15 protein-coding genes and 1 pseudogene are annotated in these 19,850 nt (G+C 64.8%); 14 read left to right on the top strand and 2 right to left on the bottom strand.

The features are described from left to right. The 13 genes from AC630_RS45700 to AC630_RS29390 form a co-directional block, all read left to right on the top strand. Nucleotides 1-447: hypothetical protein (locus AC630_RS45700; RefSeq protein ID WP_167561304.1), on the top strand; the 447-nt coding region annotated here is incomplete at its 5' end. 734 nt (nt 448-1,181) lie between these two features. Next, nucleotides 1,182-2,594 (top strand): chromosomal replication initiator protein DnaA, encoded by a 1,413-nt coding sequence (gene dnaA, locus AC630_RS29440; RefSeq protein ID WP_074121945.1) that lies wholly within the window; start codon nt 1,182-1,184, stop codon nt 2,592-2,594. A gap of 253 nt (nt 2,595-2,847) precedes the next feature. Beyond that, nucleotides 2,848-2,994 (top strand): hypothetical protein, encoded by a 147-nt coding sequence (locus AC630_RS45695; RefSeq protein WP_167561303.1) that lies wholly within the window; start codon nt 2,848-2,850, stop codon nt 2,992-2,994. A gap of 4 nt (nt 2,995-2,998) precedes the next feature. Next, complete coding sequence (gene dnaN, locus AC630_RS29435; RefSeq protein ID WP_074121944.1) at nt 2,999-4,117, top strand: DNA polymerase III subunit beta; 1,119 nt, start codon at nt 2,999-3,001, stop codon at nt 4,115-4,117. A gap of 55 nt (nt 4,118-4,172) precedes the next feature. Then, complete coding sequence (locus AC630_RS29430) at nt 4,173-4,460, top strand: GIY-YIG nuclease family protein (RefSeq protein WP_074121943.1); 288 nt, start codon at nt 4,173-4,175, stop codon at nt 4,458-4,460. Nucleotides 4,461-4,506: 46 nt separating this feature from the next. Further along, a complete protein-coding gene (recF, locus tag AC630_RS29425; protein ID WP_074121942.1) occupies nt 4,507-5,643 on the top strand; it encodes a DNA replication/repair protein RecF in 1,137 nt (378 codons plus the stop codon). 117 nt (nt 5,644-5,760) lie between these two features. Beyond that, nucleotides 5,761-6,519 (top strand): hypothetical protein, encoded by a 759-nt coding sequence (locus tag AC630_RS29420; RefSeq protein WP_074121941.1) that lies wholly within the window; start codon nt 5,761-5,763, stop codon nt 6,517-6,519. Between the two features lie 137 nt (nt 6,520-6,656). Further along, the gene (locus AC630_RS29415; protein WP_074121940.1) at nt 6,657-8,813 is read left to right on the top strand and encodes a hypothetical protein; all 2,157 of its coding nucleotides are present in this window, start codon (nt 6,657-6,659) and stop codon (nt 8,811-8,813) included. 364 nt (nt 8,814-9,177) lie between these two features. Further along, the gene (gyrB, locus tag AC630_RS29410) at nt 9,178-11,613 is read left to right on the top strand and encodes a DNA topoisomerase (ATP-hydrolyzing) subunit B (RefSeq protein ID WP_074121939.1); all 2,436 of its coding nucleotides are present in this window, start codon (nt 9,178-9,180) and stop codon (nt 11,611-11,613) included. Nucleotides 11,614-11,962: 349 nt separating this feature from the next. After that, the gene (murA, locus tag AC630_RS29405) at nt 11,963-13,258 is read left to right on the top strand and encodes a UDP-N-acetylglucosamine 1-carboxyvinyltransferase (RefSeq protein WP_074121938.1); all 1,296 of its coding nucleotides are present in this window, start codon (nt 11,963-11,965) and stop codon (nt 13,256-13,258) included. 186 nt (nt 13,259-13,444) lie between these two features. Continuing rightward, nucleotides 13,445-14,839, top strand: a complete 1,395-nt coding sequence (locus AC630_RS29400; protein WP_074121937.1) for an MATE family efflux transporter — start codon at nt 13,445-13,447, stop codon at nt 14,837-14,839. Then, nucleotides 14,836-15,324: a DUF2867 domain-containing protein gene (locus AC630_RS29395; protein WP_074121936.1), complete on the top strand. Its 489-nt coding sequence runs from the start codon at nt 14,836-14,838 to the stop codon at nt 15,322-15,324. Before AC630_RS29400 ends, AC630_RS29395 begins: the two co-directional genes overlap by 4 nt. Next, nucleotides 15,321-15,974, top strand: a complete 654-nt coding sequence (locus AC630_RS29390) for a 2-hydroxychromene-2-carboxylate isomerase (protein WP_074121935.1) — start codon at nt 15,321-15,323, stop codon at nt 15,972-15,974. Before AC630_RS29395 ends, AC630_RS29390 begins: the two co-directional genes overlap by 4 nt. A gap of 78 nt (nt 15,975-16,052) precedes the next feature. Here AC630_RS29390 and AC630_RS48455 read toward each other — a convergent pair. Further along, nucleotides 16,053-16,502 (bottom strand): annotated as a pseudogene (locus AC630_RS48455) (Lcl C-terminal domain-containing protein); the annotation flags it as partial. Then, nucleotides 16,499-17,614, bottom strand: a complete 1,116-nt coding sequence (locus AC630_RS29380; RefSeq protein WP_074121934.1) for an FUSC family protein — start codon at nt 17,612-17,614, stop codon at nt 16,499-16,501. The gene AC630_RS29380 and the pseudogene AC630_RS48455, both read right to left, overlap by 4 nt. A 124-nt stretch (nt 17,615-17,738) precedes the next feature. Between AC630_RS29380 and AC630_RS29375 the strand changes: the two genes are divergently transcribed. Then, a complete protein-coding gene (locus AC630_RS29375; protein WP_074121933.1) occupies nt 17,739-19,106 on the top strand; it encodes an MmgE/PrpD family protein in 1,368 nt (455 codons plus the stop codon). Nucleotides 19,107-19,850: the final 744 nt, after the last annotated feature.

The following is a 19,850-nucleotide window of genomic DNA, read 5'->3' as shown; positions in this document are numbered from 1 at the left end:
TTTTTTATTGCCTGTCATATTCGCAAGAGCAGTCGCGCCACGGCCAATCGACGATTGGAAGATTTGCATCGCCGGCACCACGATGCGTCAGCCAGTTTTACCGCGGGTGATTTTGCAACAGCGGAAACTTTCATTGCGCTGCGAAAAACTCCTGCGGCACGGGCACAAATGCAATCGCCGGGCAAGACAGCCCTTCACACCGCAGATTCACAGCGGCGGAGTTACCCTGTGAAACGAGACTCGAAAAACGATGTTTGGATAATCACTTATCCACATAGCGAGGCCAAGCATTTGGAAAATGACCTCGCGCGGGACGTGCGTGAAGGTTTTGTAAAATATTTTTGGCTGCTGCTCGTCAATTGTCACACAGCGCGTTTGGTTTTCGAATCTGTGCACGGATTCAAAAACTTGCTCTCAAGCTTGTGCACAAGTCGCGCGCGGCGTTAACGCAGTTCAAGTTTTTAGATGCCGCGAGTCTGAATCAATTCCGTTGCGAGTCTTTCGGCTTAGTGTATTCCTTAAGCCGTTCGCGGCGCCCACGATCTTGAGACCAGCGCGGTTTTGGAATCGGGGCGAGCGTGCAAATCGGCGGCGGTGTGCACGTTGGCGACGCTTCAACAAGCGATTGTCGGTACAAAACCCATAGCAATGTGGGAACGGTAGCTCTTTGTCTGAATGTCTCCAAGCGAGATCTTACGCATCTCGTTCGCGCCAAGCGCAAAAGGGGGAAAGTGAGAGACACAATGAAGCTACCCGACATGCGCGATGGCGAAGCCGGGTGAACGATTAGTGCAGACGGGCAGGACATCCGTGACGGAGTTTCCGGTGCGGTTGTCTTCAGGACACGTAGTACCTTGCCGTGAGCGATCACGGCAGGATGGGGAGGTATCATGTCTAACGGACTCAACGCGGTATTTAATCACACTTCCAATTCCAACGATGCCGTTCTAGATCAGTCCGACCTCCAGCCTCCGGCATGTGACGGAGCGCCGAGTACGCGCTGACCTCGCGACCCCTCCATCTCTGACATCGCTGATCGGACGCGGCGTTTCCGCCGAACGGTCGAGCCATGCCTGACGATGGACTCGCTTTGAGGTCGCGCCATGACAGGAACCCTGATGGCAGGACCCCTGCATGGCGCTCACAACGCAACTTTACCTCTCAAGAGAAGTTTTTTTACGATGAACACATCGGAACAGGATCGCTGGTCACGCGTGAAGGGTCGGCTGCGCTCGAGCGTTGGTGAAGACGTCTATACGAGCTGGTTTGCGCGCATGGATCTCGAGGGTGTGCAGGACGAGAGCGTGCGGCTCTCGGTCCCGACGCGCTTCCTGAAGAGCTGGATCCAGGCTCATTATGCAGAGCGCGTGCTGTCGTGCTGGCAGGCCGAGATGCCGGAGGTGCATCGCATCGATCTCACCGTTCGTTCGGCGGTGCGCCCGGTCGCACAGACGAAGGAAGCGCCAGCGCCGGTCGAGACGCGACGCGTCCCCGCACCGGAGCTGCGCTCGACTGCGACTGCACCGGTCTCGGCCAATCACGACGCGCTCGGCGGCTCGCCGCTCGATCCGCGCCTGACCTTTGCAAGCTTCGTCGTCGGTCGTTCCAACACGCTGGCGCATGCGGCCGCGCGCCAGGTGGCAGAAGGACGTCGCGGTGATCCCGTGATGTTCAACCCGCTCTACATCCATGCCGGCGTCGGCCTCGGCAAGACGCATCTGTTGCAGGCGGTGACCTGGGCCGGCAATTCCGGCAACGAGCGCAAGGTGCTCTATCTCACCGCGGAAAAATTCATGTACGGCTTCGTCGCCGCGCTGAAGACGCAGACGGCGCTCGCCTTCAAGGAAGCGCTGCGCGGCATCGACGTGCTCGTGATCGACGACCTCCAGTTCCTGCAGGGAAAGTCGACGCAGGCCGAGTTCTGCCACACGCTGAACGCGCTGATCGACGCCGGCCGCCAGGTCGTGATCGCGGCCGACCGTCCGCCGTCCGATCTCGAAAGCCTGGATGATCGCGTGCGCTCGCGGCTGGCCGGCGGTCTAGTGGTCGAGATGGGCTCGCTCGGCGAGGAGCTGCGGCTCGGCATCCTCAAATCGCGCGTCGCCGCCGCCCGCACCCATCATGCGACCTTCGACGCACCGGAGGAGGTGCTGAATTATCTGGCGCGCACCATCACCCATAACGGCCGCGATCTCGAAGGCGCGATCAACCGGCTTCTTGCCCACTCGAAGCTGAACAACCAGCCGGTGACGCTGGAGATGGCCGAACGCGAGGTACGCGACCTGGTCCGGCCGCAGGAGCCGAAGCGGATCAAGATCGAGGACATCCAGCGCATCGTGGCGCGGCAGTATAATGTCAGCCGCTCCGACCTCCTGTCCTCGCGCCGGACCGCCAACGTGGTCCGCCCGCGGCAAGTGGCGATGTACCTCGCCAAGACGCTGACCCTGCGCTCGCTGCCGGAAATCGGCCGCCGTTTCGGGGGGCGCGACCACACCACGGTGCTGCACGCCGTGCGCAAGATCGAGTCCCTGGTCTCCAAGGACACGGCGTTGTCGGAAGAGGTCGAGTCGCTGAAGCGCCAGCTTCAGGAGTAAACGCCTATCTGTTTCACCTCTCCCCGCTTGCGGGGAGAGGTCGAATTCGACCGCAGATCGAATTCGGGTGAGGGGGAGCCTCCGCGCATCCAACTCTCACCGTTCTCGCGGGGACTCCCCTCACCCCAACGCTCTCAGCGCGCGCGAAGCTCGTCGCGCCCCCGCAAGCGGGGCGAGGGGGCGGAGCTTCGCCATGGCGACACCGAAATAGCCGGTAAATCGTGGGGAACTGGCCCCCAATCCCTTGAAACGGATGGCTTTCCGCGCCACCTTGCGCGACCTCGGCGGCTTTGGTCATATCGGCTGGATGATCCGGCTTTCCGGGGTCTTCGGTGCCGTGGCGCGCTTCCGGCCGCCCGGCTTTTCCATCGCTTTTCCATCTTGGGGATCGGGCGGGTAGTGCAATGAAGGTTACGGTCGAACGCGCGCAACTCCTGAAGTCGCTGGGCCATGTCCACCGCGTGGTCGAGCGCCGCAACACGATTCCGATCCTCGGCAACGTGCTGGTCCGCGCCGAGAACGCGAAATTATCGCTCAAGGCGACCGATCTCGACCTCGAGGTGACGGAGACACTCGCCGCCGAAACCGCGACCGCGGGCTCCACCACCGTGCCGGCGCACATGTTCTACGACATCGTGCGCAAGCTGCCGGACGGCTCGCAGATCGTGCTCGAGGCCGACGGCGACCGCGCCGTGCTGGCGATCCGCGCCGGCCGCTCGCGCTTCACGCTCCAGACCCTGCCGGAGAATGATTTTCCGGATCTCGCGGCCGGCGACATGACGCATTCATTCAATCTTGCCGCCAAGGACGTCAAGCGGCTGATCGACCGCACCCAGTTCGCGATCTCGACCGAAGAGACGCGCTATTACCTCAACGGCATCTATCTGCACGCCGCAGGCACCGCCACGGCCGCGACGCTGCGCGGCGTCGCCACCGACGGCCACCGCCTCGCCCAGCTCGACCTGGTTCAGCCGCAGGGAGCGGCCGGCATGCCCGGCGTGATCGTGCCGCGCAAGACCGTCGGCGAGGTGCAGCGCCTGATCGAGGACACCGAGGCCGAAATGACGATCGAGTTGTCGCAGGCCAAGATCCGCTTCATCATCGGCAATGTGGTGCTGACCTCGAAGCTGATCGACGGCACCTTTCCCGATTATGGCCGCGTCATCCCGCAGGGCAACGACAAGGAACTCGTCGTCGACAAGAAGGATTTCGAGAACGCGGTCGACCGCGTTTCGACGATTTCGAGCGAGCGCGGTCGCGCGGTAAAACTGTCGCTGTCGGCGGGCAAGCTGGTGCTGTCGGTGACCAATCCGGATTCCGGCAGCGCGACCGAAGAGCTCGAGGTCGAATACGCCTCGGACGCCCTCGATATCGGCTTCAACTCACGCTATCTGCTCGACATCGCCGCCCAGATCGAAGGCGACGTCGCAACCCTCAAGCTCGCCGACCCCGGCTCGCCGACCCTGGTCCAGGACCGCGACGACAAGAGCGCCCTCTACGTGCTGATGCCGATGCGGGTGTGAGGATATTTCTCCCTCTCGTCATGGCCGGGCTTGACCCGGCCATCCATCGAACAAGATGACTTATTGGGTGTACATCCTCGCCAGCAAGCCCGGTGGAACACTCAACATCGGCGTCACGAACAATCTGGTCCGACGCGTTTTCGAACATCGCGAAGGTCGGGCAGACGGATTCACCAAACGTTACGGGGTGAAGACTCTGGTCTATTTCGAAGCGCACGAAACGATCGCCGCTGCCCTTCAGCGCGAAAAGAACATGAAGCACTGGTCACGCGAGTGGAAGATCGATCTGATCGTGAAGAGCAATCCCGCGTGGCAAGACCTATATGATGAAATTGCCCGCTGACGCGGGCGATGGATTGCCGGGTCAAGCCCGGCAATGACGAGCTAACATGACCCCCTCCCGCATTCATCGCCTGACGCTGACGCATTTTCGCAACTACCGGGCGGCGGGGCTCGAGACGGCGGCTGACATGGTGGCGCTGGTCGGGCCGAATGGAGCGGGCAAGACCAATTGCATCGAGGCGATCTCGTTCCTCTCGCCAGGTCGCGGCTTGCGGCGCGCCACGCTGGAAGACGTTGCCGACAATCAGGGCGACGGCTCCTGGGCGGTCTCGGCGCAGGTCGAGGGCGCGCTCGGGCTCGCCACGCTTGGCACCGGGATCGACGCGCCGCGCACTGATGCCGCGGTCAGCCGGCGCTGCCGCATCGACCGCGAGCCGGTCAATTCAGCGGCCGCCTTCGGCGACCACATCCGCATGGTGTGGCTGACGCCGGCGATGGACGGGCTGTTCATGGGCGCGGCCTCCGAGCGGCGGCGCTTCTTCGACCGCCTGGTGCTCGCCATCGACAACGAGCATTCCAGCCGCATCTCCGCGCTCGAACGCTCCTTGCGCTCGCGCAACCGCCTGCTCGAGACGCGCAATTACGACGACCATTGGTGTGATGCGATCGAGCGCGAGACCGCCGAGCTTGCGGTCGCGGTCGCCGCGACGCGCGGCCAGACCGCGGCGCGGCTGACAGGCATGCTGAATGCGCGCGCACAGGCGTCCGCCTTTCCCTCGGCGCAGATCGCGCTCGACGGCTGGATGGAGAACGCGTTGCTCACCGAGACCGCGACGTCGGTCGAGGACCGCTACCGCCAGATCCTGCGCGACAACCGACCGCGCGACGCCATCGCCGGCCGCACCACCGACGGCCCGCATCTCACCGACCTCCAGGTGATCTATGCGCCGAAAAGCATGCCGGCGCGCGATGCCTCGACCGGCGAGCAGAAGGCGCTGCTGATCGGCCTCGTGCTGGCGCATGCGACGCTGGTCGCCGAGATGACCGGTATCGTACCGCTGCTGCTGCTCGACGAGGTCGTCGCCCATCTCGATCCGAACCGGCGCGCGGCGCTGTTCGATGAGCTGCGCAAGCTCGGCGCGCAGGTCTGGCTGACCGGCGCGGACCCGGCCGCGTTTGCCGAGATCGGCGCCGGCGGCGAGGTCTTTGACGTCGAGAGCGGGCGAGTCTCCGCCCGGCGATAGACCTCGTCGTTGAACCCGACTGTTTCCCGCCGCGACTAGCTGCTGAAGCCGCGGCGATGGTGTCGCAGCCTTTGCCATCGCGCAATGACATGACGCGCGACATCCCTGGAGAGTGAGATGCGGACGGTAAGGCCCGGGGCGCAAGCCCCGGCACGATGGCTGGCGCTTGCGTGCGGCCTCTTCTTGCTCACGATCTGCATGCTCGCAGCAAGCGCCAGCAGCTGGGCGCCACACCTGCCGCGGCTGTTTTCGGGCGAGCTCACGCCGGATCCCGATGCCACCCTGCCGGCGCCGACCCGCTACGGCTTTAGAGGAACCCACACCACCACGATGCTCGGCGTCGAAGCCCCGCTCAGAACCAAGCTGATAGCCCGCATCCCCGCAGAGCTCAGCGACGTCCTCGCCTTCTACCGCACGGAGCTCGGAAAGCTCGGCTGGCAGGAACAGCACGATGGCGCGGTGGTCGCCGCCGATCGCGTCCAGCTCGCCTTCGTCTCTCCGCTGGGGCCGGCGGCGCTGGAGCTCGTCCGCAAGGACAGCAGCACCTCGGTCCATCTCGTGCAGCGAAATCAGGACGCCGCAACCAGGGCGCGCGTCATGCCCAGGCCCGGCCTGGCGGCGCTGATGTTCACCAATCTCGCCGACAAGGACGCCGTGTTCACCATCGACAACCGGACCGTCACGCTTCCCGCCCGGGCCGGCAAGGAACGCCCCGAGGCTCCGCTGTTCCATCTGCCGTCGGGCAAGTACGCCTACGCATTGAAGGTCGAAGGCTGCCCGGACCGCGACACGACGATCGAGCTGTTGGCCGGCGATGCCTGGGACGTCACGGTCGGGCCCGACGGAGACCTGTGGTCGCCGCTCCAGCTATATTGAGCCCTCTTCTTGAGCCCTGCTCTTTGAACCTCACGGGTTTCCGCCGCGACTAGTCGTCTGAGCCCGCGCCGACGGTGTCGCAGCCGTTGCAATCGCGCGCGAGCCAGGGCGGCGTGCGAAATCCAGGAGTTTTGACGATGTCGATGGTCCGGCGCGGGACGCAAATCCCGGCACGATGGCGGCTGCTTGCATGCGGCCTCTTCCTGGTGGCGAGCTGCTCGATCGCGGCCGGCGCCGACGAGGGTATCGTCGATGTCCACGCGCTGCCGCAGCTCGAGGGTGCGGTGGAGGACACCTCGCGCCCCGATCCCTACCGGGTGGAATATCGCGCGCCGACGCCGCAGGCGGTGACATTGCCCGCAGTCCGCAAACTGCTCAGCGCCAACGGCTGGGTGCCCTATGTGCTGCCTCTGGAGGAGAAGAGCACGACGCTGAAATTCAGGAAGGGACGGCAGGGTCTTTCCGTTCATTTCACGCAAGCCCTCGGCCGGCCGGACCAGTCCGTGGTCTACTACACGACCGACCGGATCTATTCGAACGTGCCGTTTCCCGAAGGCGCGAGCGACATCGTGTTCGACGGGACCAGGCCCTATCTCGGCTGCATCGCACCCGACGCGCTCGATGCGACATCGGATTTCTACACCAGCCAGATGGATACGATCGGCTGGCGCAAGCTCACGCTGGAAACGGCCGCGCGCTGGACGAATGCCGGCCTCGACGAGACCGTCCCCAACGGTTTGCGCGTGTTCTACGACCATCCCGATAGCGACGTCACCGGCTTCTACAAGCAGAGGCCGGTCATGCTGACGCTGACGCGCCGCGATGACGGCCGGACCAATGTCGACATCCGGGTTGCTCCCTTCGCGCTTCCGATCGATCTCAAGGCCGACAGCGACGCCGCCGGCCTGCCGCGGCCGAGCTTCACCAAGACGTCGATGGGCCTGGGCAGCGCAAGCTCCAACAAGCGCGAGATGACGGCGGCCGCGATGGCTGAGCTGCCCGCCGTGCTCGCCTTCTATCATCGCGAGCTCGCCGCGCGCGGCTGGCAGGAGGATGGCAGCGCACCGCTCTCGCCCGGCGATGAGGTCGCGATCAAGATTTCCTCGCCCGAGGAAACGGGCCTGCTGCGGCTTGGCCGCAAGTATGATTTCACCATGATCAGCCTGACCGCTCAGGTGAAGGAATCGACGCTTGCCGCCCGCGCCAAGGCGAAGAAGGAGGCCGACGAAAGGTTCTTCAAAGATGCGGAGACAGCGGCCAAACAGGTCATCGCCGCCGACGAAGCGAGGCGTAAGGTGCAGGCGGCCGCGCTATCCGATGCGCCGCTCAATGCGCTCGCCGACAGCAAGACGCCATTGCCGCTGCCCGAAACCGCCGAGGACGTGGAGTTCGAAGGCGACGATGGCCGGCTTGAATTCTCCTCCACGTCGAGCGTGAAGGCGCTCACCGCGTTCTATCGCGCAGCGCTGAAGCCGGCCGGCTGGAAAGAGCAGCCCTCCGTCATCAGCCAGCCCAACATGGTGGTGATGGAATTTTCCAAGGGCGGCAAGTCGATCTCCATGACCGTGATGCAAATGGGCCCGAAGGTAAACGTCAGCGCCAACGGCTCGGGCCTCATCGTCGCTGCGGCGAAGCCGCCACAAGCCAAGTCGGTACAGGCCAAATCGACCAAGCCGCTCAAGCCAGATCCCGATGCCGCCCTGCCCGTGCCGACGCTGCACAGCTCGACCGGGATCAGCTCGACGAAATTGCCCGGCAGCGATCAGCCGTTCCGGACCGAGCTCGAGGCCAGCATCCCCGCCGAACTCAGCGACGTCCTCGCCTTCTATCGTGCGGAGCTTTCCAAACGCGGCTGGCAGGAGAAGACCGACGGCGCGCTCCTGACGGCCGAGCGGGCAGAGCTGGCGTTCACCTCGCCGGAGGGGCCGGCGGTGCTGAAGCTCGGCCGCGCCGGGACTGAGACCACGGTCAACCTGGTGCAGCGGAATCCGCAGGCCGCGGCCAAGGCCGACATCATGCCGAAAGCGGGACAGGCGAGGCTGATGCTCGGCAATATCGGGCCGAAGGAAGCTTCGCTGACGATCAACAATCAGACGGTGAAGATCGCAGCCGGCGCCGGCGGCCCGCAATCGCCGAAAGGCCCGATGCTCGATCTGCCGCCGGGCAAGTATCAGTACGCGTTGCGCCTGCCTGGGCGTCCTGCCCGCACCGAGACCCTCACCGTGGCCGCAGGCGATGCCTGGGGTCTCATGGTGGGACCGACCGGAGACGTGCTGCCACTGCAGATGTACTGAGCTTGTGCGTTCCGGCAGGACGCAACGCATTTGCTGGAACGCTGAATTCTCCGCACCGTTATGGCCGGGCTTGTCCCAGGCATGACGACGACCTGTGAATGCGCCCCCGGCGCCTCGGAACCACCCTCCGGGACCCGCAAAAACCACGCCTCCGAGAGGCCCAAAACGGGACTTCGAATCGCGCTTTTTTCAGGCGCCCAAATCGGCCTTAAAAAGCCTTGAAAAGCGACTTAAAAACCCTATCTGCTCAAAGGGTTGCCAGGAGATACTTTGCGCTAGGCGCAAGCGGTCTTTCATGGCACAAATAGCTGCACATCAGCGCCTTTTGTGCCGCTGATTCGGGCGATATCCTCGAAGGCCTCTCATGACAGAACCTGCTCGGCAGCCGCGTGCCGAAAACGAGCCCTCCAACGCGAGCGAATACGGCGCGGAATCGATCCGCGTGCTCAAGGGTCTCGATGCCGTCCGCAAGCGCCCGGGCATGTATATCGGCGACACCGACGACGGCTCCGGCCTGCACCACATGGTGTATGAGGTCGTGGACAACGCGATCGACGAGGCGCTGGCGGGCCACGCCACGCGCGTCGACGTCGTGCTCAATGCCGACAATTCCGTCACCGTGCGCGACGACGGCCGCGGCATTCCGGTCGGCATCCACCAGGGCGAAGGCATCTCGGCGGCCGAGGTCATCATGACCCAGCTCCACGCCGGCGGAAAGTTCGACCAGAATTCCTACAAGGTCTCCGGCGGCCTGCACGGCGTCGGCGTCTCCGTCGTAAATGCGCTGTCCAGCAAGCTTGGCTTGCGGATCTGGCGCGACGACAAGGAGCACTACATCGAATTCGCCCATGGCGATGCCGTCGCACCGCTCAAGGTGGTCGGCGATGCGCCGGGCAGGCGCGGCACGGAAGTGACATTCCTCGCCTCGACCGAGACCTTCAAGAACATCGAATATGATTTCGCGACGCTCGAACACCGGCTGCGCGAGCTCGCCTTCCTCAACTCCGGCGTCAACATCGCCCTCTCCGACATGCGTCACGCGGTCGAGAAGCGCGAGGAAATGCACTATTCCGGCGGCGTCGAGGAGTTCGTCAAATATCTCGACCGCAACAAGAAGGCGATCGTGCCGGCGCCGATCATGGTGCGCGCGGAGAATAACGGCATCGGCGTCGAGGCCGCGCTGTGGTGGAATGACAGCTACCACGAGAACGTGCTGTGCTTCACCAACAACATCCCGCAGCGTGACGGCGGCACCCATCTTGCCGGCTTCCGCGGCGCACTGACGCGCCAGGTCAACGGCTATGCCGAGGCCAACGCCAAGAAGGAAAAGATCGCGCTGACCGGCGACGATTGCCGCGAAGGCCTCACCGCCGTTTTGTCGGTGAAGGTGCCCGATCCGAAGTTTTCGTCGCAGACCAAGGACAAGCTGGTGTCCTCGGAAGTGCGTCCCGTGGTCGAGAACGTGCTTAACGAAGCGCTCCAGGCCTGGTTCGAGGAGCACCCCAGCGAAGCCAAGACGATCGTCGGCAAGGTGATCCAGGCCGCCGCTGCCCGCGAAGCCGCGCGAAAGGCGCGCGAGCTGACGCGCAAGAGCCCGCTCTCGGTCTCCTCGCTGCCCGGCAAACTCGCCGACTGCCAGGAAAAGGACCCGGCGAAATCCGAACTCTTCATCGTCGAGGGTGACTCGGCAGGCGGCAGCGCCAAGCAGGGCCGCAACCGCGAATTCCAGGCGGTGCTGCCGCTGCGCGGCAAGATCCTCAACGTGGAACGCGTCCGCCCCGACAAGATGCTGTCGAGCGAGCAGATCGGTACGCTGATCACCGCGCTCGGCACCGGCATCAGCGACGAGTTCTCGGTCGAGAAGCTGCGCTATCACAAGATCATCGTAATGACGGACGCCGACGTCGACGGCGCCCACATCCGCACGCTGCTGCTGACCTTCTTCTACCGGCAGATGCGCGACATCATCGACGGCGGCTATCTCTACATCGCCCAGCCGCCGCTCTATAAGGTCTCGCGCGGCAAGTCCGAGCAGTATCTGAAGGACGAGCGGGCGCTGGAGGACTATCTGATCGACGCCGGGCTCGACGATTGCGTCTTCGTCCCCGGCACCGGCGGCGACCGCACCGGGCGCGATTTGCGCGCGCTGGTCGACGACGCCCGCGTCGTCCGCAGCATCCTGCGCAATCTGCACAGCCGCTATAACCGCAAGGTCATCGAGCAGGCCGCCATCACCGGCGTGCTGAACAAGCCGATCTACGGCAATCCCGAGAACGCTGCCGCGGCGGCGCAATACATCGCGAGCCGGCTGGACAACCAGGCCGAGGAGGTCGAGCGCGGCTGGGTCGGGCAGTTCGTCGAGGGCCAGGGCTTCCAGTTCGAGCGCACCGTGCGCGGCGTCAAGGAAGCGGCGGTCATCGACGATGCGTTCCTGGGCTCGGCCGAGGCCCGCAAGCTCGACGAGTACACGACGAAACTCCAGGACGTCTATGCTCGCTTCGGCAAGCTGCGGCGCAAGGACAGCGAGCACATGGTCCATGGACCGGTCGACCTGTTCGAAGCGGTGACCGAGGCCGGCCGCAAGGGCATCACGCTGCAGCGCTACAAAGGCTTGGGCGAGATGAACCCGGAGCAGCTCTGGGAGACGACGCTCGACACCGACGTGCGCTCGCTGCTGCAGGTGAAGGTCAAGGAGGTCGACGAGGCCGACGACATCTTCACCAAGCTGATGGGCGACGTGGTCGAGCCGCGCCGCGACTTCATCCAGGAACACTCCCTCAGCGCGACGATCGATATCTGAGGCGCTTTTGGCTGCCGGTGAATCTCGCCGGCGGCCATCGCGACGAAGCGGCGTAGATGCATCGGCCTGTTCTGAAAGCCAGCCCAATTTTGCTCCGCGACAATCATTCGACAGCGGGCGTCTCGAAGGATGGCCGCAGGCGATATCTGGGCCTTCATGGTTCGCCCGGCGATGCCGAGCATCGTCCGGAGACGCGCGTTCCGCGCTCCTCACCATGAGGATCTGAGAGCCTCTTCCGAACTAACTGACGGGCTCAAGCCGCGGCGAGCGCAATTGCTACCTCGCTCAAATCTCTGTATTTTCCGCCTCCGAAGCAGCCCCGCCCCCCAACAGGACAGCGAGAACCCACGTGGCGCCCATTCAGTACATCGTCGAGGGCGGTCAGCGGCTCTCGGGCTCGATCGAGCCGTCCGGCAACAAGAATTCGGCACTCCCGATCATCGCCGCCGCGCTGCTCACCGAGCACCCGGTGACGCTGGAGAACGTGCCGCGCATCCGCGACACCGAGACGCTGGTGGAGCTGATCCGCTCGGTCGGCGCGTCCGCCGAATGGACCGCCCGCAATACGCTTCACATCCATGCCAAGAGCATCCGCTCCGCCGATCTCGATCCGGAGCTGTGCGTGCGCATCCGTGCCTCGATCCTGCTTGCAGGCCCCCTGCTCGCACGCTGCGGCGAGGTGATGCTGCCGCCGCCGGGCGGCGACGTCATCGGCCGCCGCCGTCTGGACACGCATGTGCTCGCGCTCGAACAGTTAGGGGCCAAGGTCACCGCGACGGACCGGCTCGAGTTCCGTGCGGCCAAGCTCGCTGGCGCGGACGTGTTCCTGGACGAGCCGAGCGTCACCGCGACCGAGAACGCGCTCGTCGCAGCCGTCGCGGCCGACGGCGTCACCTATTTGCGCAACGCGGCCTCCGAGCCGCATGTGCAGGACCTCGCCAATTTCCTGGTCGCGCTCGGCGCCAAGATCGAGGGCATCGGCACCAACACCATGATCATCCATGGCCCGGCGACGCTGGGCTCTGCGACCTACAGGATCCAGCCCGACCATATCGAGGTCGGCTCGCTGATCGGCCTTGCCGCCGTGACGCGTTCGTCGCTTCGCATCACGCGCGCCGGCGTCGAGCATCTGCGCTCGATCCGCATGGGCTTCGAGCGGCTCGGCATCGTCTGCCGCGTCGAAGGCGATGACATCATCGTGCCCTCCAACCAGACACTGAAGATCCAGGACGATTTCGGCGGCCACGTGCCGAAACTGGAGGACCAGCCCTGGCCGGCCTTCCCGGCCGATTTGATGTCGATCGCGATCGTCACCGCCACGCAATGCGATGGCGTGATCCTGATGTTCGAGAAGATGTTCGAATCGCGGATGTTCTTCGTCGACAAGCTGATCGCGATGGGCGCGCGCATCGTGCTGTGCGACCCGCACCGCGCCATCATCGCGGGGCCCAGCCGGCTGCACGGCGCAGTGATGACCTCGCCCGACATCCGCGCCGGCATGGCGATGCTGCTCGCCGCGGTTTGCGCCGAGGGCACATCGACCATCAACAACGCCGACCAGATCGAGCGAGGCTACGAGCGCATCGAGGAGCGGCTGAATGCGCTCGGCGCGAAGATTAAGCGCGTGCCTGAGCGGAAGAGCTGAGGCTCCTTCTCTTCATGGTCGCGTGCCCCGGACGCAGCGCAGCACGTAAGTGATGCGCTGCTGAGCCGGGGCCCATGCGGCAAAAGCCCGCGCCTGCGGCTCCCGTGTCCCGGCTCGCGCCACGCGCGTCCGGGACACGATAACGCAGGCCATGTTTTCGACGTGTGTCTGTGCTATTGACCGGCCATGCTCGACACCGTTCAACCTCGTCCGCAGCCGCAAGCCGGCGTGCCACCTAATCATCTCGCCGAAGAGTTCGTCGAGACACTGCGGCTGGCCGTGCCGATGATGCTGACGCAGCTCGGGCAGATCGCGATGATCACGAGTGATCTCGTGCTGATCGGGCGGCTCGGCGAGGATGCGGTCGCCGCGGCCGCGCTGGCGCATACGGTCTATTTCGTCAGCTTCACCTTCGGGCTCGGATTGATGGCTGCGGTCTCGCCGCTGGCCGCGCAGGCGTTTGGCGCCGGTGATTTCAGGCGCATCCGCCGCTCCTTACGCGTCGGCCTGTGGGTCGCGCTCCTGATCTCGCTGCCGATGATGGCCTCGCCGCTCTATGGCGAGCACATCCTGATTGCGCTCGGACAGGCGCCGCATTCAGCCAGCCTCGCCCAGCGCTATCTGAACGGACTGGCCTGGGGCATCGCGCCGGCGCTCGGCTTCATCGCGCTGCGCAGCATGATGAGCGCGGTGAACCGGCCGCAGGCGCCGCTGTGGATCACCATCGCGGCGATCCCCGCCAATGTCGCGCTGGTCTATTGCCTGATCCACGGCCTGTTCGGCCTGCCGGAGCTCGGCCTGCTCGGCGCGGGGCTCGCCACCAGCCTTGTCAATCTCGGCACCTTCATCGCCGCGCTTGCCATCGCGGCATGGCGCAAGCCGTTCGCCGACTATCATCTGCTCGCCCATCTCTGGCGGATCGACTGGCCCTTGATGCGTCAGCTGATCGCGATCGGCGCTCCGATCTCCTTCTCCCTGCTGCTGGAATTTGGCCTGTTCTCCTCGGCGGCGCTGCTGATGGGGCTGATCTCGACCACGGCGCTCGCCGCGCACCAGATCGCGCTCCAGGTCACGGCCGTATTGTTCATGGTCCCGCTCGGCATCGGCATGGCCGCGACCGTGCGCGTCGGCCACGCCTTCGGACGCAACGAGCCGGAGGGCGTCAGGCGCGCCGGCCTCGTGGCGACGCTGCTCGGGATCGCGCTCGTCGCGGCGCTGACCGTCGCGATCATCCTCGGCCGCTATGAGCTGGGGCGGCTGTTCTTCGGCAGCAGCGAGGCGAGTGCGCCAACCGTCGAGCTGACTGCGACGCTGCTCCTGGTCGGCGCGACCTTCTTCATCGCCGATGCGCTCCAGACCATCATGGGCGGCGCGCTGCGCGGCATCAACGACACCAAAATGACGCTGGTGTTCGCGGCGATCGGCTATTGGTGCGTCGGCTTCCCCATCGCCTGGATGCTGGCCTTCCACGCCGACCTCGGCGCGGTCGGCGTCTGGATCGGGCTGTCGATCGGATCGTTCGTCTATGCCGGCCTGCTGATCTTGCGCTTCAGGATGCTGACGCGCAGACTGGCGGGATGACCGGAACTGTTCGCGAAGTCACCCCCGAGATCGACGCCGGCACGCTGCTGGCCGGTGCACAGTTCATCGACGCTTTCCGCGTGGCGATCGGCTCGACACCGGTGAATGCCCGCGAGGCCTGCACAAGGATGGTGCTGCACGGGCCGCGCTGGATCGATGCGCTGCTGCGCCTGCGCAACATCGCGGTCGCGCCGCTCGGACTGAAGACATCGGGCGAAGGCGCGCCGGCGCCCGGCGGCCTGATCGGCCTGTTTCCGGTGCTGAGCGAGACGCCGGAGCGGCTGGTCGCCGGCTTCGATGACCATCACCTCGATTTTCGCGTCGTGATCGACGTGACCGGCCACGCGGCGGACCGTCAGGTCACATCGACCACGCTGGTGCGGACGCATAATCTCCTCGGCCGGACCTACCTCACCCTCATCATGCCCTTCCACAAGCTCGTGGTCCGCGGCATGATGGGATGCATCGTGGAGCCGGCCCGATGACGCTGTCAGTCGACCTCTTCTTCTCTTTCCGCAGTCCCTACAGCTATCTGGCGCTGCCGAAGACGCTCAAGCTCGTCGAACAGTATGACCTCGCGGTGAATTTGCGACCGGTCTATCCGCTCGCGGTCCGCGTGCCCGGCTTCTTCAAGAAGGCCAGTCCGCAGTTCGCCCGCTACATCGTGCTGGACTCCCGCCGCGTCGCCGAGCACGAGGGGATTCCGTTCCGCTTCCCGCGGCCCGATCCGGTCGTGCAGGACATGACGACACTCGATGTCGCGGCCGAGCAGCCCTACATCCACCGCCTGACCCGGTTAGGTGCCATGGCGCAGCTCGAAGGCCGCTCGCTCGAATTCACCTACGCGATCGCACGCATGCTCTGGGACGGCTCGGTTGCGGGTTGGAACGATGGCGATCATCTCGCGCGCGCCGCCGAACAGGCGGGCTTCGATCTCGCCGCGATGGATGCCGCGATCACCGCTGACGCGGATCGCTACGAGCAGGTGATCACGAAGAACGAGAAGGATCACGCCGCCTCCGGCCATTGGGGCGTGCCGACCTTCGTGTTCGAGAACGAGCCGTTCTTCGGCCAGGACCGCATCGATCTCCTGGTCTGGCGCATGCAGGGCATGGGGCTCGCGCGGCGGTGTTGAGAGATGCTGAGCGGGTCGGTTACCGGCCAGTTCGCACCATGCGCACGGCAAACGGCGCGTCTTCAGAAAATTCCACGTCGGCATGCCCGTCCGAAAGAACACGACCCACGCATAGGACGGTCCGCTTGCCGTGCTTGTCCAGTACTGGATCGACGGTGTCCCGGGAAACACCGTTTCGTTGATCGCGGGCCTCTTGCAGTGGCTTGCCACGATGGTTTGCAGTTCGTCTCGCTGCGGAAGTCGCCAGGCTGCGTCGCCCTGCAAGTGAAGTTCCATTGCGCTGTCCCAATCCAGCAACCTGACCGAGCCAGAGCAACCTTCACCTTCTGTCCACTGCTGCCCATAGCTGCATCGTGTCCAGGTGAGATCGGTACTCCTGTCATAGGCCGTGTCGCCGCGGACCTCGAAGCGCGATGCGACCGGCTCAACTGGCTTGGCGGGGTCGCATTCGGCCCGAGCTATGCTGGATGCGGCAACGAGACTCGCACTCAGCGCGGCAGCAACAACAGTATATCTGCGGGCCCTCATCTGCCCACGCGCGCGGGCTTGTCGGCGGCCGCTTCCGACCATTCGCCGACGACGCGGTCGAGATCGCAGAGATTCTGGTGCATCTGCTCCAGCGAGAAGCCGAGCGCGAAGAAGCGCTCCGCAGTGTCGCCGGGATGGCCGCGAATAAGGCCGTCCTGCCGGACGCCGGCGACTGCCTCGGCGTAGTGCTGAAGCGCGACGTGCACGGGATGGATCGGTGGCGCGCCGACGCCCTCGCGCAAAGCCGCGGCGGCGGAGCGAAGAAAGCTCGCGATCACGGTCGAGACTTCCGTCAGCGGGGCCGCAAGCCGGCTCTGCACCTCGATCGGCAGCGGCACCACAGTGGCGCGGCCGATCATCACGACGTCATGGCGCAGCCGCAGGATCGTTCGCAGCAGCGGGCCGGTGTCCGGACCGCCGGACAGGCGCGCGGAACGCTCGCGCTCGGCCTCACTGCCGATGGCGTTGAGGCCGACAATCGCGGTGCCGATGCCGTCCTGGATCCGGTGCAGCGCGTCGTTGTCACGGCCGCGCGTCAGGCCCGCAAGCAATTCGGTGAAGGCGTCTGCGATCAGTTCGAGCAGGATCGCCGCGCTGGCGCGGATCTGCCGCACCGCGCGCGACGGCAGCACCAGGAAGGAGACCAGCAGCCCGGTGATAGCACCCACCGAGACCTCGCTGACGCGGTCGATCGCCGACGCGAGCGGATCGGCATGATGCATGGTCGGGACCAGCAGCACGATCACTGCTGTCACGGTGGCGGTGCTCAGGGTCGGATAGATCGCGGCGATGAAGGCGAGCGGCGCGACCGCCAGCACCAGCAGGCCCAACAGCCCCGCTTCGCTGTGGTAGGGAAGCAGGATCGCGATGGCGCCGCCATAGATGGCGCCGCCGATCGTGCCGAGCATATAGTCGCGCGTCGCCTTCAGCGAGCGGCCGACGCTCATCTGGGTCACGATCAGCGAGGTCAGGACCGCCCAGAGCGGCAGCAACAGATGCAGCGCCGTCGCGATCGCATACGCCGCCGTCGCGGCCACCGTGACCCGGATCGCCAGCCCCAGCTGCGTCCTTCGCGACCGGATCCGGTCGAACAGCTCCTTTGCGAGTGCCATCGTCGAATGTCCCGGTCCGATCCTCATAAAGCCAGGCAAAAGCATAGCTGATGCCCACGGCCCCGAGGCCGCTTGAAAGGCCAAATCAGCCCGCCTAATTTGCGCGCCAAAACGAGGAAACACGATGGCCCACGAAACCGCAACGCTCGCCGCTTACGTCTTCAATCTGAAATACCAGGATATTCCGGCGGAGGTGCTGGATCGCGCGAAAGTGCTGACACTGGATTTCCTCGGCAGCGCCATCCGGGCCAGGTCCGAGGCGGAATCCACCCCGTCGATCCTGAAGATGCTGGAAGCGCTCGCGCTCGACACCAAGGGCGAGTCCACCGTGTTCGGCGACACCAAGACCTGGACACCGGCGGTTGCGGCCCTCCTCAACGGCGCGCTCGGCCACTCCCTCGATTTCGACGATACCCATGCGGATTCCTCGCTGCATCCGAGCGCGCCGGTCGTCCCGGCCGCCTTCGCCGTCGGCGAGATGGTCGGCGCCTCCGGGCGCGACGTGCTGACCGCGATCGTGGCGGGCTATGAGGTCTGCTGCCGGCTCGGCAACGCGCTCGATCCGACCTCGCATTATGCGCGCGGCTTCCATCCGACCGCGACCGCAGGCACCTATGGCGCGGCGGCGGCAGCCGGCAAGCTGTTCGGCCTCTCCGAGAAGCAGATCATCGCCGCCTTCGGCATCTCCGGCAGCCAGGCCGCGGGCTCGCTGCAATTTCTCGTCAACGGCGCCTGGAACAAGCGCTACCAGGTCGGCGCCGCCGCGATGAACGGCGTGATCGCCGCGACGCTGGCGCGCAACGATTTCGTCGGCTCGACCGAATCGGTCGAGGGCAAGCACGGCCTGCTCGCCGGCTACACCGACGATGCGCATCCGGACAAGGCAGTCGCCGAGCTCGGCAAGACTTACGAGACCATGAAGATCGGCGTAAAGCCGTATCCGAGCTGCCGCTACACCCACGCCGCGATCGACGCGCTGATCGCAATGCGGCGCGAGCACAATCTGACGCCCGACCAGGTCAAGCGCGTCGAGATCGGGCTGCACCGCAACGGGATCACGCTGACCGGCGATGCCGCGACCAAGCGTCATCCGCGCTCGATCGTCGGCGGCCAGTTCTCGATGTTCTTCACCGGCGCGCTCGCGCTCGACCAGGGCAGCTTCGGCTGGGACGACTACAACCGTCTCGGCGATGCGGCCATCGACGCGCTCGCCGACAAGTTCGACGTGGTGCAGGACGACCGCCTCGAGGTCGGCCGCACCCATCCGTTCGGCGCCCGTGTCAGCATCACCACCGACGATGGTGTGCATGAGCGCCTCTATGCCGATCCCTCGGGCGAGCCGACCTCCTTCCCCGACGCGCAGGCGATGCAGCAGAAGTTCCTGACGCTGGCGCGCCCGGTGCTGAACGCGCGCGCGGAGAAATTCGCGGATGCGATCATGACGCTGGAGCGGTTCGACCGCGTGGCTAAGGCGACGGAGCTGGGGAGGTAGTGACTTCGAGCTAGCGCTCGGCGCGTTCTTCCCCTCTCCCCTTCTTGTGGGAGAGGGTGGCATAGGCGGCCTTCGGCCACCGTCCTTAGAACGCCGATGCTTCGCATCGGCTATAGCGATAGCGGCGAGACGGGTGAGGGGTATCTCTCTCCGCGAGCACCTTCACGCAGTTGAATTCGCGGATAGAGACCCCTGATCCGGCGGTTCTTTCGTTATTCGTCCTTACATCAGGCGGATGTGCCGCTGACGACCGATCGAAATCAGACTGCGATGTGAGCTAGGGACGAGCTTTGCCCACATTTGCGGTTTGAATAGTATGAAAATAATTGGTCAGCATCACTGTCCCCAATGTCGCTAAGCCGCAACAATCATTGAGAAAAATTCAAATAGCTTCCGTTCGCCACAGTTGCGGCGTTTCATTCAACAACTCTGCATAGATATTTGAATTCTGCGCGTCTCGCCTTTGATCGGCCTAATGAAATTAGATTTTGCGCGCCCGAACGACCGGCGCTTCCGCCCTTTCGTTGTCCCGATTTTGCAATGGCAATTGACCGCTATGGGGAACAGCGATGGAATGCATGTCCGTTACCGATCGTCGGGCGTCCAGTGCTTACTCCTGCAAGCCTGCAGTACATCCCGATCGACTCAGGATCGCGCGTACTAAGCAAGCACGTGCTTCCGGTTCATTTCGTTTGCTCCGTTATCGGCTGCTATCGAGGGCTTCGTTAATCGTTCTTGTAACCA

The organism is Bradyrhizobium sp. AS23.2, from assembly GCF_001908185.1.
Taxonomy (GTDB): Bacteria; Pseudomonadota; Alphaproteobacteria; order Rhizobiales; family Xanthobacteraceae; genus Bradyrhizobium.
The sequence above is the reverse complement of the archived record's forward strand: the minus strand, read 5'-3'. Positions and strand labels throughout refer to the sequence as shown.

What these genes read in the sequence shown, in the direction of transcription:
- gyrB (WP_074121939.1), top strand. Translation starts at nt 9,178, where the DNA reads ATGACAGAACCTGCTCGGCAGCCGCGTGCCGAAAACGAGCCCTCCAAC.
- AC630_RS29420 (WP_074121941.1), top strand. Translation starts at nt 5,761, where the DNA reads ATGCGGACGGTAAGGCCCGGGGCGCAAGCCCCGGCACGATGGCTGGCG.
- dnaN (WP_074121944.1), top strand. Translation starts at nt 2,999, where the DNA reads ATGAAGGTTACGGTCGAACGCGCGCAACTCCTGAAGTCGCTGGGCCAT.
- recF (WP_074121942.1), top strand. Translation starts at nt 4,507, where the DNA reads ATGACCCCCTCCCGCATTCATCGCCTGACGCTGACGCATTTTCGCAAC.
- AC630_RS29380 (WP_074121934.1), bottom strand. Translation starts at nt 17,614, where the DNA reads ATGGCACTCGCAAAGGAGCTGTTCGACCGGATCCGGTCGCGAAGGACG.
- AC630_RS29390 (WP_074121935.1), top strand. Translation starts at nt 15,321, where the DNA reads ATGACGCTGTCAGTCGACCTCTTCTTCTCTTTCCGCAGTCCCTACAGC.
- AC630_RS29415 (WP_074121940.1), top strand. Translation starts at nt 6,657, where the DNA reads ATGTCGATGGTCCGGCGCGGGACGCAAATCCCGGCACGATGGCGGCTG.
- AC630_RS29400 (WP_074121937.1), top strand. Translation starts at nt 13,445, where the DNA reads ATGCTCGACACCGTTCAACCTCGTCCGCAGCCGCAAGCCGGCGTGCCA.
- AC630_RS45695 (WP_167561303.1), top strand. Translation starts at nt 2,848, where the DNA reads ATGGCTTTCCGCGCCACCTTGCGCGACCTCGGCGGCTTTGGTCATATC.
- AC630_RS29430 (WP_074121943.1), top strand. Translation starts at nt 4,173, where the DNA reads ATGACTTATTGGGTGTACATCCTCGCCAGCAAGCCCGGTGGAACACTC.
- AC630_RS29375 (WP_074121933.1), top strand. Translation starts at nt 17,739, where the DNA reads ATGGCCCACGAAACCGCAACGCTCGCCGCTTACGTCTTCAATCTGAAA.
- dnaA (WP_074121945.1), top strand. Translation starts at nt 1,182, where the DNA reads ATGAACACATCGGAACAGGATCGCTGGTCACGCGTGAAGGGTCGGCTG.
- AC630_RS29395 (WP_074121936.1), top strand. Translation starts at nt 14,836, where the DNA reads ATGACCGGAACTGTTCGCGAAGTCACCCCCGAGATCGACGCCGGCACG.